The sequence below is a fragment of the Marinobacter shengliensis genome, from assembly GCF_030297115.1.
GTDB lineage: Bacteria > Pseudomonadota > Gammaproteobacteria > Pseudomonadales > Oleiphilaceae > Marinobacter > Marinobacter shengliensis.
In genome coordinates, this window is record NZ_AP028062.1 from 838510 (window position 1) to 853415 (window position 14906).

A 14906-nucleotide genomic window follows, 5' to 3' on the forward strand; every position below is an offset into this window, starting at 1 on the left:
CAAGTTTCCCGTGGGGCGGCTTTTTTATTAGAGTTGTTGGTGAATGGCCTTGTGAGAGGTTCGGTGGTGGGCTCAGATACGGAAGTACACATAAGTCGCGATGGCATCAACGCACTGGTGGTGCCTGAGTGGGCAGAGCAGTTCGACCCTGATTGGTTTGACCCTGATTATTGGGGTGAGCGCGCGGTACCGGTTTCTTCGGGGGGGCGTGGGAGCGCCTGGTTTATTGAGCGCAGCCCGGAACATTGGGTGCTTCGCCATTACCGTCGGGGAGGATTGGTCGGAAAGCTGATACGTGATCGGTACCTATACGCAGGCGAGGTGCGCGTGCGCGCGTTCGTTGAATTCCGACTGTTAGTCCAGCTCCGTGTTTTGGGGCTTCCTGTTCCTAAGCCCGTGGCTGTTGTGTACCAGCGCAAGGGGGTACTTTACTCCTCGGCCATTATCATCGAACGCTTGCAAGGTGTTCGCCCATTAGGGGATGTTGCTCTGTCCCTGGACGCAACCCGTTGGCGCGAAATCGGGCAAGTGATTCGTCAATTCCATGATGCGGGTGTGTATCACGCGGATTTGAACTGTTTCAACATCCTGGTCGGAGAGACTTCAACCCACCTGATAGACTTTGATAAAGGTGAGCTGCGCTCCCGAACCCCTTATCGGACTTCCTGGAAAGGTAATACGTTAGATCGGTTGAAGCGTTCCCTGAATAAGGCTTATGGCGAAGAGCTGGAGCGTGAATGGCATTTTTTCCTTGAGGGGTACAACGCATCCACTAACGTTTGATGAGAGAGCTCAATAGATCCGCCATAGCCTGTTTTTGGTTTACCATTGAATACTGTTGGGCAAGACTTGCCGCCGCCTGACTAGCTCGCTTTCCTGCGTCAGGGTCTGTCAGCATGTTCTGCGCGGCTTTACCCCACTCCTGCAGGTTGTAGCCACTGATTACCTCTGGCACTGAGTGATCCTGCATCAACTCAGCGACGCCGACGTTGTCACTTGCGATTGTAGGCACTCCACAGGCCAGCCCCTCCAGAACTACACGGCCATATTCTTCCAGTAAGGCGGGGAATATGTGCAAATCCAAGGCATGAAACAGTTCGTGGACGTTTGGTACCGGGTCGATAAATCGAATCCGGGACTGCAGGCCGTTTACTGATATCTGGTCGGCAAAACGAGTACTGTTGGATTTCCCCACGACAAGGAATTCAATCGGAAAGGATGTGTTTGCTGCAAGAAATCCGGCGACCTCCAGAAAGAAACGAACGTTTCGTTTGGTAAAGTCTCCGGAGGTGATCAGTCCAACAACCTTGGATGTTTCAGGGAGCTGCAGTTCTCGGCGAGCTTTACACCGGAGTGCTTCTTTGTCAGACACGTTGAACAGACTGGTGTCAACGCCCTGATAGAAAACTCGTAGTTTGTCGTTGGGCACTGAATATCGCTGCTGGAAATCATCGGCCATAAGCTTGGAGTTGGTGATGAGCGCCCGATAATCTCCTGCCGAGATGACGGAGTCATGGAATGCTGCAACATCAAGTTCAGGTGTGCCGCATGTTTCTTCATGCAATCTGACACAGTTGTGCATCACCAGGATGTCATTGCTGTGGCTGTCACCATGACTGAAAAAGAGGTCGTAGGGGTTTGCTCTCAGCCAGTGTTGTACACGCTTATCAAACCAGGTTCGGCGATAGGCCCCTTTGATTGGCCATCGCATGATGCGAACAAAATCCGCTCCACACTCATCCAGGATTTCTCGGTTATACCGTTCAGCTATGATCGTAGTTTCATAGCCCAGGGCCTTGAGGTACTTGCAGTGCTCGATAACGTTCCGAACCGCACCCGTGTGTCTTTGGATTTGCCTGATAGCGATGACGGCTCTCAATGTAGACTCTTCCTGTTAGTGTTACAGATGAACCAGGCTGCGACAGAATAATACAATCCAAAGTTCTGAAGAATTCTCCTCTGATCAAACAGAGTGATGGTAAGTCCAAAGAAGATGAACGATAGAAAAATCACAGCCAGCGTAACACGCAGAATATGGTGGTTCAGATGGCTGCCAGGGCGAGGTGTGGCCAAGTAGAACAAGGGAAGGGTCAGCATCAAAAGTAGAAGAAACAGACCGATCAGGCCGTGAGAGGCAAGCTGATACAGGTATTGATTGTGTGGCTCGGAAGAGAAATCTGACATGAGTGGTTTTAGTTGCCCTTCGGAAATCCGGGTCAGGATTTCCGTTCGGTATCCCGAGAAACCTGAGCCAATAAAAGGGGCCTCGGTGACAACGTTCAGCGCGGCATCCCACATGAGTAGGCGCATTCCCATGGAGGTATACATCTGACCCTCTGAGAACTTATCAATCTCATTCAGGGTTAACTCGTATCGTTCGGATATTGGGTCAACAAATTTGACCGAGACGATGGCAACCGAAGCGACGAGAGCGAGTGTAATGACAAAGTAACGGATTTGGTTTCGGGTAACACTGAACCAGAATCCAATGGCGAGAAGTGCCAGAAACAAAGCAACCAGGCCGCCCCGGGATCCGGACTCCATAAAGGCTATCAGTGCGCCAACACTTCCCATCGCGGCTATCACATACCAGTGACGCTTGCTCTGGGTGAGTAATCCTCCAACGCAGAGTATCAAGGTAATAAGGGCGATATTGCCAAAATGGATGGCATGAACCAGTCCGTCTAACCTGCCCTCGCCGTCGTGCACAATCCAATACGCCAGAAACACCAGACCGCTCAGCGAAAAACTCAGTAACAGATCCTTTGCCCGGAACCGCGCGTGAAACAGGAGTGCGATGACAGGAATGCTGATCAAGAGCAGGGCGTGTCGCTCCACACGGGATTTTGCGAAATCGCTGGGATCAACGAGCCAGTAAATAATGATTGACCACATAAAGAAGAGAAAAGGTGCGGCAACGAATAGCAGGGCCTTTGGTTCAAAGCAAAGTCTCCTGCGAACGTTGGCGCTGATCGCAAATGAGACGATTCCAGCGAGCCCCAAAAGATACCAAAGGGCACTGCCGTACCCATCAACGATGACGCTGAGTGCAGGGAAGGTGCCAATGACGATAAGCAGTAAATATTTGAGGGCGGATGCCAGGCCATGTTGTGCTGGGGTCATTTGATGCCGCCTGACTCACTGCTGCGTCTGTTTTTGTAGAGCTTGACGATGGTCTCCAGCTTGACAGGATGCACATGGACCAAGCGTTTCAGAAACAGGTTTGCCTTCACTGAAGCCGGTGCTTTAGGGAAATCCGGGTCGCAGTAACGGCGATAAATCTCTTGCCACTCCCAGTGTTGCCACTGGGCGCATTGCCCTTTGGTACGTGAGATTCGGGCGGTTCCGAGAAACTTCTGGCAAAGCCCCAAGCCGAGGTCGGCAGGGGAGGCTATTACCAGGTTGTTGGCGAAACAAAGATCAGACTGCTCCAGCCGGCTGGCTGATCGATCAAGTAACTCGTTGACATGTATTGAAGTGTCAAATTTCTGTAGGGCCTTTATCCAGAACATCTGAGTGCAATCGGGCGGATAACTTTTGTACAGGGCACCTTCATTATCGTGAATAGGGTCTTGGGCATCCTCAAAAAGATCGAGATCCCAAAGGGTTCTCAGATCTTCGGTTAAGCCAAAATAGAAAAAGTCAGAGAGATGGAAGGGTACCCGGAATCCTTTAGCGTACTGTCTGGTGAATACGTTTGAGACGACAACTCTCTCTTTCAGAAAGCAATGCGTTGAGGTTCTTTTGGGGTATTCACATTGCAGAGCTACGAAGTTGTTTCCCGTCAGATAGTTGTCACTACGTAATTTGACCGCGTATTTCGTGGTGACCTCTCTCAAGCCCTCACGTGTTGATACTATCTGCCTGTTATTGTTGAAGCGATGTGGCGCGCCGTCCCTTCCAAAAAACCTGACATTAGACCCGGGATCTTCGGATATGACGAGCCGATCGTAATCGAGCCCAGCGAGTTCCTGGCCGGGCCATGTTGAGAGAATCAGCGTGCTACCAGGAAGGTGCTGCCGAACTGACTCCAGGCATTTCTGGGTAATGCCTGATTCTTGTTCGCGGTCCTGAAAGCTCTGCACGGGGCCTTGGACAACCACGCTAATGTCAGAAAAGTCGCTCATTCTCATGCTCGTACCAGGTTTCATATGCCAATATCAAAGCCAATAGACTCTTCAAGCATTTCTTTGAGGTCGTCGCTGTTGCGTTTGATATTTATTGCGTCACAGCTTTTGAACGGGTTTGTTCTTGCGTAATCATTGATTACGATTCTCCGGCCATGCACCAAGCCAAAAATAATATCATCGTAAGGAATATTTAGACGCTTAAGTTGCTTGATGGTCGCTTCTCGAAAGCTTTCCTTCCGCGATGTAGTGATAATTATCTGAACCTTTCCAGATTTGTGTAGTTTGTTCAGGACCTGAATATTCTTTGTTATGCCATTTGTTTCGCCCCAGTACGGTGAGTTGTACTGGGCCGAGTTCTCTACCAGGGTTCCATCAAGGTCTACGAAAAGCGTAGAGTATTGAGCCTTATATTGATTCCATTCGCGAATCGTTCCCCAGTCACAATAATCTTCACTATGCAGGGCGTTGAACGTATGGCCGTCCAGGAGCATCTGATAGATAATGTTAGATATGTAAAGGTCGGGAGAGTCGCTGCTCAGTTTTTCATAAGTGTCCATAAAGGTTTGGGCTGACTCAAAAACGTAGCCTCCCACACAGAATGTTGAGCTAACGATCTTTTTCTCAACAATATTTTGGACAAAGCCATACTCATCAATGTCTATATAGCTTTTGTTTCGTGCGTTAACGGTTTCTAGCTCGTGGAGATCCAGACAACAGACGTGGTTTCCCTCCCTAATGGGAGCAGAGAACTGGTTGTCAGAGTCTTTAATGAATATTGGACCGGTGATGCCCGCAGTCTTGAGTCCTTGATAAACCGTCTCGGGCTGGTTTCGTGTGCGTTCTTCCAGCATGATAAAACGAAGTTTGTTTCTGTGGCCAATTTCATCAAACTGAGTTTCAATCGCGATTCTTACGGAATGTTTGTCTTCATGCTCCTGTAAGCAGATCAAGTTGATACTTTCAAATTTATCCAGGTCCAGCTTCTTGATCGCTTCAACAATCATCATGTGGCCCCTGGGGTGAGTAAGGAGCCATTTTGGTTTCATGTCTGGGAACCGTGATGAGCTTCCAGCAACTGGCAGAATAAGGTGCATTTAGTCCTCCAGAGTCTTCAGGGATGTTTGAATGAAATTTAAAGTGGTTGTGTCGTTGGCGTACGGCAAAATTCTTAGAACGTTGACAGATTGGAGTATGTTGTACTCTTTCCCGGAGATTCCGAGAGCTGAAAGCTTACTTTTTGTAAATATATCCAATTGCCGGAGGCCTTGGCAGACTCGAAGATGAGAGAATGGCTTTTTGGACTTGGTGAGAGACCAGTGAAGGTGTGTATCCTGTCGAAGCTTGACTAGGTCCATGATTGGGGAGTCGATGTAGCTGTCCAGGAAATCGAATAGGCCGATGCAATTACCATTGGCAGAAAAAACGATGTTGGACAGGGTAAAATCGCCGTGACACCAACCATTCGGAATATTAATTTCTTTTTTTGTTAATCGGTCACGCAATTTATTCCCGAAGAGCTGGTCGATCTCTTGTTTTTGAGGCTCTCCTGAAATGTTGCGAGAGATTTCATCCAGCTTTAACAAAGCCGACGTATTAACTGTTTGGTATTCGGTTCGCAGGTTGTGATCGATGAAGCCTTCGATTGCTTTGATACTTTGCATTAACGCAGGCACGGAACAAACGCCAAGGAAGTCGATGAAGTTCAGGTAGGGTAGAAATTCCATTCGTGCGGAATAGAGGCCGGGATTATCCGCTTCATCATAGAGTTCTGGGACTATTATGGCAGGGTTCGTAAGTGCGTGTCGGAAGTTGTCTTGTTTGCGAATTTGTGCCTGGAGACGCGGAATATACGACGGGAGTGCGCATTCTTTTTCAACCATGATTCGCTGGTCATGAGTAAGCAGCCTTACGGTGCATCCCGAATTGCCAGAAATCTCAATTGAAGGCTGATGTGGCATTCCCGTTCCTTACCTTTCTATTTGGTCTTGTGTAATCACACTAGACCGATGATCTATCGTGGATAATCTGGCCAATATGCGTTAGCAGAGATAGTGATGCCTCGTTGTTCGGCAACGTCACAAGGAGGCTGCCAGTCAACACCCTTACCTTTGTGCCGATACCGGCTCGTTCCGCTGCTGCAACGTCACTTGGTTTATCCCCGACCATAATGCACTCCGCCGGATCCAGCTCAAACTCCTCAAGCCCCCTCAATATCATCCCCGGCTTAGGCTTCCTGCAATCACAGTCCCTCTCATCTGCAGGCCCAAAGTCCGGATGGTGGGGGCAATGATAGACCTTGGTGATGGTCACACCCTGTTCCTTGAATCGTTCTACCATCCAGTCTGTTAGCTCCTGGAATTGAGCTTCTGAGTACATGCCTCGGGCAATGCCGGACTGGTTGGTGACGACAATCAGCAGATAACCCTGTTCCTGGAAGTGCCGGCAGGCCTCGAATATACCATCGACAAACTCGAAATCTTCTTTGCGATAAACATAGCCGTGATCCACGTTGATCACGCCATCCCGGTCCAGAAATACGGCTTTGTTGGTCATAGGTTCTGTTCCTGAATACAGCGGTCCAACATGTCGATAACGTGTTCCGTCGTGATGTTCTCCATCAGTTCTTCGCCCTTGAGCCTCTGGCCCCAGCGGCTTTGTTCCGGCGTTTCCCCTCGCATCTGTTTCAGTGCGGGGGTATAGGCGTCTACCACGTAGTTTTGCCACAGGTAGGGGCCGGTACGTTTCGGGTTGCTGTGAGCATACAGGCCGATAACCGGCGTGCCGGCGGCAACGGCCATGTGGGTCGGACCGGTGTCTGGGGCGAGCACAAGGCTGGCCTCGCCAATCAGGGCGAACAATTGCTTCAGGCTCGACTGGCCAACCAGGTTATGCAGGGAGTGTTTGGCGTGGCCCTGAATGTTGGCCGCCAATTGCTTTTCATGATTGGCCGGCCCGCCACACAGATACACGGAAAAACCCTGACTGGCGGCGTAGTCGGCTACCGCGGCGTAGCGGTCCGGTAGCCAGTTGCGCTCGGCGTTGGAGGCGGCGGGGGTGATAATAAGGTGTTTGCGGGTGCCCGGGTCGAGCTGGGCTTTGGCCCAGTCCCGCTCTTCCGCATTAACCGGAATGTTCCAGTCGGGTGCTTCGAGGGGGATGCCCAGCGTTTTCTGGAACTGTCGGAAATTGTCCAGCACGTGGACCTTGTCCGTTGGCTCGATCCGCTCATTGATAAACAGGCTGTGCAGCTCTTTGCTCTTGGCTTTGTCGTAGCCGATTCGTCGCTTGGCAGAAATACACAAGCTGGCAAGGTTCGCTCTCAGGGCGACTTGCATCAGTAGCAGGGCATCGAATCGTTTGCCCTGGAGCTGGCGCCGAAGGTTGCGGTATGCGGCCATGCCCTGCTTCTTGTCAAACACGACAAATTTGACGCCGTCCATGCCTGCCATCAGCGCGGCTTCAGCCTTGCCGATCACCCAGGTGATCTCAGCTTCCGGGTAATGTTGCCGGATGGCATTCACCACTGCAGCGGCGTTGCAGGTGTCGCCAATGGCTGACAGGCGCAGCAGGCAGATGGAGCGTGGCGCAGACAAATCAGCCTCGAACTTTCTTGATCAGCCCGGTGGTGGAACGGCCTTCAACCGTGGGCAGAATGGCAACCTCACCGCCGTTTTCCTGAACAAAGTCCGCGCCGACGATGGTGTCGATTGAGTAGTCGCCGCCTTTGGCGAGCACCTGCGGATTCACCCGTTTGATGAGTTGCTCCGGGGTGTCGTTCTCCTCAGTGTTGTCACCGAAGGGGATGACCCAGTCCACGCAGGCCAGGGCGGATAGCACTTCCATCCGGTCTTCCAGTGAGTTCACCGGGCGCTCCTCGCCCTTCAGGCGACGCACGGAGGCATCGGAGTTCAGCCCGACAACCAGTCTGTCACCGAGCGCTCGGGCCTGGGCCAGGTAGCGCACATGGCCGGCGTGCAGGATGTCGAAGCAACCGTTGGTAAAGACAATCCGTTCGCCCTGTTGTCGGGCGTAATCAATGTGCAGCAGGCTCTGCTCGACACTGGGGTGGTAGCCGCTGGTCTTGGCCGACCACTGGTGGCTGGCGCGGGCAGCCAGTTCCTCCGGGGAAACGGTTGCGGCGCCTAGTTTGGCGACCACAATGCCAGCCGCAAGGTTGGACAGCCAGGCGGCGTCTTTCAGATCAAACCCGGCGCTCAGCAAGGTACCCAGTGTAGCAATCACAGTGTCACCGGCGCCGGTGACATCGCTTACTTCCAGGACTTCCGCCGGGAAATGGTGGTGCTCCGTCGGGGTGATCAGACTCATGCCTTGCTCGCTACGGGTCAGCAGCATGGTATCGATGCCCGCGTCGGCCAGCATGGCGCGGGCCGAGCGCAGCATGGCGTCATCTGAGGAGGCATCTCCGCCGGCGGCCTTGAACTCACTCAGATTTGGGGTAATGACGGTTGCGCCACGATACAGGGAGAAGTCTTTGCTTTTCGGGTCCACCAGCACTTGTTTGCCGGCCTTTCGCGCAGCCTGGATCAAGTCGCCAACACAGGCGAGGGTGCCTTTGGCGTAGTCGCTGATGATGACGGTATTGTATTGCTCAACCAGTTCGCCGTAACGCTGCTTGACGCTTTCGGCCTGGGCGACGGGGAAGGTGTCTTCCATGTCTAGCCGAACCATCTGTTGATGGCGGGAGATAATGCGAGTTTTGGATATCGTGCGTGCGTCGTCCAGTTCCAGGAGCTCGGAATGGACCTTTTCCTTGACCAGAAGATCTTTCAGCAAACGACCGTCTGTGTCGTTGCCGATGATGCCTAGAATGGCGGCCTGGCCGTCAAGGTGGGCAATGTTTCTGGCAACGTTGGCGGCACCGCCGGCCCGGTCTTCTGTGTGTGCGACGCGTACCACCGGCACCGGTGCTTCCGGTGAAATGCGGTTGGTGTCACCAATGAAATAGCGGTCGAGCATGACATCGCCAATCACCAGCACAGAGGCGTTCTGAAGCTGGTCCAGCCGGGCCAGATCAAGCATCAGTCAAGGCCTCCGGACAGCACCACCTCATCCATCGCTTCACACAGCCAGTGGCCGATGAACATATGGGCCTCCTGGATGCGGGCGGTTTCGTCACTGTTGATGATGATGGACAGCCTGGCGATGTCTTTTACCTTGCCGCCATCCCGGCCGGTCAGAGCAACGGTTGCGGCGCCCATGTCGTTGGCAGCTTTCAGGGCCCGGTTGATGTTCTCACTCTGGCCGGAGGTGGTCAGGCCGATCACCAGATCTTCAGGCTTTCCCAGGCCCAGAACTTGTCGCTCAAATACGGTCTCGAATTCGTAGTCGTTCGGGTGTGCTGTCAGAATGGACGTGTCTGTGGTCAGGGCGATGGAGGCCAGGGGGCCGCGCTCTTTTTTATAGCGGACCATGAACTCGGCCGCCAAATGCTGCGAATCTGCAGCACTGCCGCCGTTGCCCAAGAAAATGATCTTGCCGCCCCGTTTCAGGCTTTGGCGCGTCAGCTCCAACAGTTGCTCGACGGCTTCCTGGTGTTCTTCCATCACTGCAAAGGTTTTGCGGTGCCGTTCCAGGGTGGCGAGGTAACTGCTTTGCTGGGACATGTGAGCCTCCGGTATGAACAATCCCAAAGTCGACCCGGTGCGGCAGCACCAGTTCCAAACGCGAAGTGTACCATGGCCGCAACAGGCGTCCCATATGCTTTTTCACAGACTAACCGCCCGTTAATCCAGTGTTCATCATGGTTCTGGCCGATGGAGACTCGGGCTCTGGTTGTTTTAGGCAGGTACAAAAGAGGTTAGTATTACGGCTGAACACAGCGGCCATCTTCTGGCCTCTCCGCACAGAAATTTCAGGAGCCTTACCATGATTGTCGTCACTGGCGGTGCCGGTTTCATTGGAGCCAACATTATTCACGCCCTTAACTCGCGTGGCGAAACCGATATTCTGGTGGTGGACGATCTGACCGACGGTACCCGTTTCCGGAACCTGGCGGAGCTGGATGTCACGGATTACATGGACAAAGGCGAGTTCCTGGAGCGGGTCAAAGCGAATGACCTGCCGGTGGGTATAAGGGCCATCTTCCACGAGGGGGCCTGTTCAGACACCACCGAGTGGGATGGCAAGTTCATGATGGAGAACAACTACACCTACTCCAAGGTGTTGTTGCACTGGTGCCTTGATCGCAAGGTGCCGTTCCTCTATGCGTCCAGTGCCGCCGTCTACGGAGCCAGTGATGAATTTCGCGAAGAGCGCGAGTGCGAACGACCGCTTAACGTTTACGGTTATTCCAAGTGGCAGTTTGACCAGTACGTGCGCAAGATTCTGCCCTCCGCCCGCAGCCAGGTTGTTGGTTTCCGCTACTTCAACGTGTATGGCCCGAGGGAGCAGCACAAGGGCAAGATGGCGTCCGTGGCCTATCACCTGCATGAACAGATCAAGGCCGGCCAGAACCCCAAGCTGTTCGAGGGGTGGGATGGATACTCTGATGGTGGTCAGCAGCGGGATTTCGTTTACGTGGATGATGTCTGCAAGGTCAACCTCTGGTTCTACGACAACCCCGAACAATCCGGCATTTTCAACCTGGGTACAGGGCGCGCCCAGTCGTTTCTGGATGTGGCAGAGGCTGTTATCCGCTACCACGGCAAGGGCAGTGTTGAGTTCATTCCCTTCCCGGATGAGTTGAAAGGGCGCTATCAGAGCTTTACGCAGGCCGATATTACCGCTTTGCGTGATGTTGGCTACACCGCTGATTTTGCTGATGTGGCCAGCGGTGTTGAGAGCTATCTGGCCTGGCTGGACCGATGAAATACCTGGTGGTAGGGCCGTCCTGGGTGGGTGACATGGTCATGGCCCAGGCGCTGTTCATGTCCCTCAAGCAGCAGGACCTGCAAGCAGAAGTCGATGTGCTGGCTCCCGGGTGGTCGCTCCCGATCATCGCCCGTATGCCTGAGGTCAACACAGGCATTGCGGCACCCTGGAAAAGTGGCGAGCTGGCCCTGAAGGCTCAGTGGCGACTGGCCAGAACGCTGAAAGGGTATGATAAAGCCATTGTCCTGCCGCGTTCGTTCAAGTCCTCTTTGATCCCTTTCTTTGCAGGCATTCCCGAGCGAGTGGGTTTCAGTGGGGAAGGGCGCTCGATTCTACTGACCGATGCCCGGCGCAGACACCCAACTCGAGACGGCTCTACCATCACCGACAAAACCGTGTGGCGCTACATGGGGCTTGGGGCCAGCAAGGCGGATTACGAAACCTATCGGTTTGATGTGCCACAACCGTCACTGACGATTGACAAAGCGAACCTGAACGACGTGATGGGCAAACTGGGCCTGGACCCGGAACGCCCCGCCATTGCCATCTGCCCCGGTGCGGAGTTCGGCCCAGCAAAGCAGTGGCCTCTTGAAAACCACCGGGCGCTCGCTGAAAAACTGGTGCAGCAGGGCTTTCAGGTCTGGGTTATGGGCGGTCCGAAAGATATGGAGCCGGGTGAGCAGATTGCCAATGGTCAGGAGGGCGTGTTCAATCTTTGTGGCAAAACCCGCCTGGAAGATACCGTGGACCTGTTCAGTCATTGCCGCAAAGTGGTCAGTCACGATTCCGGCTTGATGCACGTGGCCGCCGCATCTGGTGCTGATGTGGTTGCCATCTACGGTTCCACCAGCCCGGATTTCACGCCTCCGCTGACGGATAAGGCGACGATTGTCCGGCATCCGGTGGAGTGTAGTCCCTGCTTTGAGCGCACCTGCCGTTTTGGCCATTACAACTGCTTGACCGGTATTTCCGTGCAGCGAGTTCTGGAGGCGTGCCAGTGAAACTCAGCGCGGTACTGATTACCAAAAACGCAGGGCCTGAGTATGCCAAATGCCTGGAGAGTCTGGCTTTTGCCGATGAGATTGTAGTGCTGGACTCTGGTTCTACGGACGATACGCTGGCCGTCGCCGAGCAATTCGGGGCGCGCATTTTCCAATCGGACGACTGGCCAGGCTTTGGTCCGCAGCGTCAGAGGGCCCAAAGCCACGCGCAGGGCGAGTGGTTGTTCTGGATCGATACCGACGAAGTGGTCACCCCGGAACTGGCCTCATCCATTCAGCGCGCCATCGAACAGGCTCCGGCGAAGAAGGTGTTTCAGGTGAAGCGGTTGTCGTGGTTTTTTGGCCGTTTCATCCGGCACTCTGGCTGGTATCCCGACAAAGTGGTCCGGTTGTACCGCCGTGAAGAATTCGGTTATGACGATGCGCTGGTGCATGAAAAGGTGCACTGTCCCGATGCCAGCGTAGAAACGCTTGACGGGGATTTGTTGCACTATACCGCGACCAATTTCCCGGATTACATGGCGAAATCCGTCCGCTATGCGGAGGATTGGGCCGAGGGGCGGGCCCGCCGTGGCAAGAAAGCCTCGCTGTTTTCCGCCTGCACCCACAGTTTAGGCGCATTTGTCCGGAAGTATCTGCTTCAAAGGGGTTTTCTGGACGGCCGGCATGGGTTTTTGCTGGCCGTCACCACCGCCATTTATGCCTTCAACAAATACGCAGCACTCTGGATTAAAACTCGCCGTTGACGGTTTCGCTCAGCACCTTCAAAAGGGCTTCAGACGAATGCTGTACGTGAAAGTGCGAGGCGATTCTATCTCGAGCGCTTTGGCCCATATTTGCGCATAGTTCTGGGGATTCATGCAGCCGCTGAATGCCTGCAGCAATTTCTTCAGCGCTACCGGGCGTTACGCGTATGCCGGAAACGCCATCTTCAATGAGCTCCGCACTTCCTCCGGTATCGCTGACGATTGGTGCAACGCCATAGGCCATAGCTTCAATCACCGTTTTTGGAAGCCCCTCGCGTTTGGTCGAAGCCAGCACGGATACCTGGCAGGACGCAATGATGGCTGGCGCGTCTTTTCTGAATCCAGTCAGGTGAATTCTGTCGGCCATCGGGCTGGCCTGGATTAGAGCCTGAACCTCTGGATTGTCCATTCCCCGGCCCACGAGCAATAGGTGGATGTTGCTGTCCGCGGGTAAAAGGTGTGTGGCTTTCAGCAGAATTGGCAGTCCTTTTCTGGGGCGGATATTTGCCACCGACCCAACCACAAAGGCGCCATCCGGTACGCCGAATTGTTTGAGGTCTACCGGAGTATCCTGGTACCAGTCGAGATCGTGGCCTTTATAGACCGTACAAACTTTGTCTTTGTTGCCCCAGACGTGCTTTTGTAGGTCATCGCGGGTTGCTTTGGAAACGCAGATAATTCGATCCACCCGTGGGCTTAAGTGGGTCAGGTAGCCACTTGGGTCCCAGCGGCTGATATTGCCGGTTTGGCCTCGATAGGTCATAACTTTGACTGGCAGGCCGATTGCCGCAAGGTTGGTGTTAGCGATGGCTTTGTTGTTAAAACAGTACACGGCGTCAAACTTGCCTTCGATCAGGAGGTGACGAATTCGACGAATGGCTTCAGGCTCTATTTTCTTTCGGGGATGGAAACCGTGTACCTTGATGCCGTTTTCTTCAAATCGGGAGCGGTACTCCGCATCCGGTTGTGTCATCAGCTCAACTTCGACACCCAATTTTGCCAGCCCGATCAGCATTTCGGCTTCTGGCCGAACAGAGTTCCAGGTATCTACATAGGAGCTGATTACAAGTAGCTTCACAGTGTTATGTCCTTTTCATGGTCGATCTCTTACACTGCCGCCATTAAAACATCGACGGGGCCGAGTTGGTATGCACATTTGCCACGTAAATCTGGCCGGAGGTTTTTCCGGTGGTGAGCGACAGACCGTAAACCTTATTCGGGAGCTGGCGAAGCGTGGCATTCAGCAATCGCTGGTGGCCCGGCCGGGGAGTCGTCTATGGGCTGAGCTGGAAAGCATCCAATCGCTCGGTAGGCGAGAGACTGCACATTTTCTGCTGGGCCACGGCAAGGGGGATTGGGACCTCGTTCATTGCCACGACGGTAAATCAGTCTACTGGGCCTGGATTGAGTCCCGCCTGCGTAGAACGCCTTACGTCGTCACACGGCGAGTCGATAATCCCATCGGAACCGGGCGCCTGACGTCTGCGGCCTATGGCGGAGCCGCCACCGTCGCCTGCCTGAGTTCGGCCATTGAATCAGTTGTACAACAGCGACTGGGCCGCGTGGACACTGTCATCATTCCCTCGAGTTTCTCAGGCTTTCCCGCCGCACCAGACGCCGTTGAAGCTATCCGGCAGCAGTATCCCGCCAAACGCCTGGTTGGCCAAGTGGGGCGCCTCCTGAAGCACAAGGGTTATCACATCACGATTGAGGCAGCGCGTTTGCTGGGCAGCCTCAGGCCAGACGTGCAGTTCATTTTCCTGGGAGAAGGGCCAGATGAACAGTGGCTCAAGTCCCAGGCACAGGGTTTGCCCAACGTCAGTTTTCTGGGGCATAAAGATAACGTCGGGGATTGGTTGGCAGCTCTGGATGTCTTCGTGTTCCCCTCACTCTCCGAGGGGCTTGGCTCAACGATTCTTGAGGCCATGCAACATCATGTGCCGGTGGTTGGGGCCAAAGCCGGAGGCATTCCTGATCTGATCTCCGATAAAGCGAATGGTCTTCTGGTATCTCCGGGTGACCCGGAGGCTTTGGCTTCGGCGATTCAGTTTATCCTCGATAACCCAGAGCAGGCCGCCGCTTTCGCAGACGCTGCCCAGGCTGGCTTAACAGCGTTCAGCCCTGCATCGGTAGCGGAGCGTTACCTGGGACTCTACTCCGCAACCTTGCAATCCTAAGGGAGTTCCTGGCAGCCGGGC

The 14906-nt window shown here is 53.9% G+C and carries 15 protein-coding genes; 5 read left to right on the top strand and 10 right to left on the bottom strand.

What is annotated here, in order from left to right:
• Positions 1-51: 51 nt before the first annotated feature.
• The gene (locus QUE75_RS03905; protein ID WP_286253767.1) at positions 52-783 is read left to right on the top strand and encodes a 3-deoxy-D-manno-octulosonic acid kinase; all 732 of its coding nucleotides are present in this window, start codon (positions 52-54) and stop codon (positions 781-783) included.
• Here the strand turns inward: QUE75_RS03905 and QUE75_RS03910 are convergent.
• The 9 genes from QUE75_RS03910 to QUE75_RS03950 are packed head-to-tail and all read right to left on the bottom strand — an operon-like array spanning position 773 to position 9754.
• The gene (locus tag QUE75_RS03910) at positions 773-1879 is read right to left on the bottom strand and encodes a glycosyltransferase family 4 protein (protein WP_286253769.1); all 1107 of its coding nucleotides are present in this window, start codon (positions 1877-1879) and stop codon (positions 773-775) included. The genes QUE75_RS03905 and QUE75_RS03910 overlap by 11 nt on opposite strands.
• The gene (locus tag QUE75_RS03915; RefSeq protein ID WP_106693299.1) at positions 1876-3123 is read right to left on the bottom strand and encodes an O-antigen ligase family protein; all 1248 of its coding nucleotides are present in this window, start codon (positions 3121-3123) and stop codon (positions 1876-1878) included. Before QUE75_RS03915 ends, QUE75_RS03910 begins: the two co-directional genes overlap by 4 nt.
• Complete coding sequence (locus tag QUE75_RS03920; protein ID WP_286253772.1) at positions 3120-4127, bottom strand: WavE lipopolysaccharide synthesis family protein; 1008 nt, start codon at positions 4125-4127, stop codon at positions 3120-3122. Before QUE75_RS03920 ends, QUE75_RS03915 begins: the two co-directional genes overlap by 4 nt.
• 20 nt (positions 4128-4147) lie before the next feature.
• The gene (locus QUE75_RS03925) at positions 4148-5224 is read right to left on the bottom strand and encodes a hypothetical protein (RefSeq protein WP_286253774.1); all 1077 of its coding nucleotides are present in this window, start codon (positions 5222-5224) and stop codon (positions 4148-4150) included.
• Positions 5225-6088 (bottom strand): aminoglycoside phosphotransferase family protein, encoded by an 864-nt coding sequence (locus QUE75_RS03930; RefSeq protein ID WP_286253776.1) that lies wholly within the window; start codon positions 6086-6088, stop codon positions 5225-5227.
• A 40-nt stretch (positions 6089-6128) separates the two neighbouring features.
• Complete coding sequence (gene gmhB, locus QUE75_RS03935) at positions 6129-6683, bottom strand: D-glycero-beta-D-manno-heptose 1,7-bisphosphate 7-phosphatase (RefSeq protein WP_286253778.1); 555 nt, start codon at positions 6681-6683, stop codon at positions 6129-6131.
• Entirely contained in the window at positions 6680-7723 is a 1044-nt protein-coding gene (locus QUE75_RS03940; RefSeq protein WP_286253780.1) for a glycosyltransferase family 9 protein, read from the bottom strand. The genes gmhB and QUE75_RS03940 overlap by 4 nt, the downstream gene beginning before the upstream one ends.
• 1 nt (position 7724) lies before the next feature.
• Positions 7725-9173, bottom strand: a complete 1449-nt coding sequence (gene hldE / locus QUE75_RS03945; protein WP_374815348.1) for a bifunctional D-glycero-beta-D-manno-heptose-7-phosphate kinase/D-glycero-beta-D-manno-heptose 1-phosphate adenylyltransferase HldE — start codon at positions 9171-9173, stop codon at positions 7725-7727.
• Positions 9170-9754, bottom strand: coding sequence for a D-sedoheptulose-7-phosphate isomerase (locus QUE75_RS03950; RefSeq protein ID WP_286253784.1), 585 nt, complete (start codon positions 9752-9754; stop codon positions 9170-9172). Before QUE75_RS03950 ends, hldE begins: the two co-directional genes overlap by 4 nt.
• 262 nt (positions 9755-10016) lie before the next feature.
• On the opposite strand from QUE75_RS03950, the gene rfaD reads away from it, so the two are divergent.
• From rfaD to QUE75_RS03965, 3 genes are read left to right on the top strand one after another with little or no spacing between them, the layout of a single operon-like run.
• Entirely contained in the window at positions 10017-10958 is a 942-nt protein-coding gene (gene rfaD / locus QUE75_RS03955; RefSeq protein WP_286253786.1) for an ADP-glyceromanno-heptose 6-epimerase, read from the top strand.
• Positions 10955-11962 (top strand): lipopolysaccharide heptosyltransferase II, encoded by a 1008-nt coding sequence (waaF, locus tag QUE75_RS03960; RefSeq protein WP_286253788.1) that lies wholly within the window; start codon positions 10955-10957, stop codon positions 11960-11962. Before rfaD ends, waaF begins: the two co-directional genes overlap by 4 nt.
• A complete protein-coding gene (locus QUE75_RS03965) occupies positions 11959-12708 on the top strand; it encodes a glycosyltransferase family 2 protein (RefSeq protein WP_286253791.1) in 750 nt (249 codons plus the stop codon). The genes waaF and QUE75_RS03965 overlap by 4 nt, the downstream gene beginning before the upstream one ends.
• Here the strand turns inward: QUE75_RS03965 and QUE75_RS03970 are convergent.
• On the bottom strand, positions 12692-13723 hold the full coding sequence (locus tag QUE75_RS03970; RefSeq protein WP_286253793.1) for a glycosyltransferase family 4 protein: 1032 nt from the start codon (positions 13721-13723) through the stop codon (positions 12692-12694). The two genes, QUE75_RS03965 and QUE75_RS03970, sit on opposite strands and share 17 nt — an antisense overlap.
• A 133-nt stretch (positions 13724-13856) precedes the next feature.
• Between QUE75_RS03970 and QUE75_RS03975 the strand changes: the two genes are divergently transcribed.
• Entirely contained in the window at positions 13857-14885 is a 1029-nt protein-coding gene (locus QUE75_RS03975) for a glycosyltransferase family 4 protein (protein WP_286253795.1), read from the top strand.
• The last annotated feature ends 21 nt before the right edge of the window (positions 14886-14906 follow it).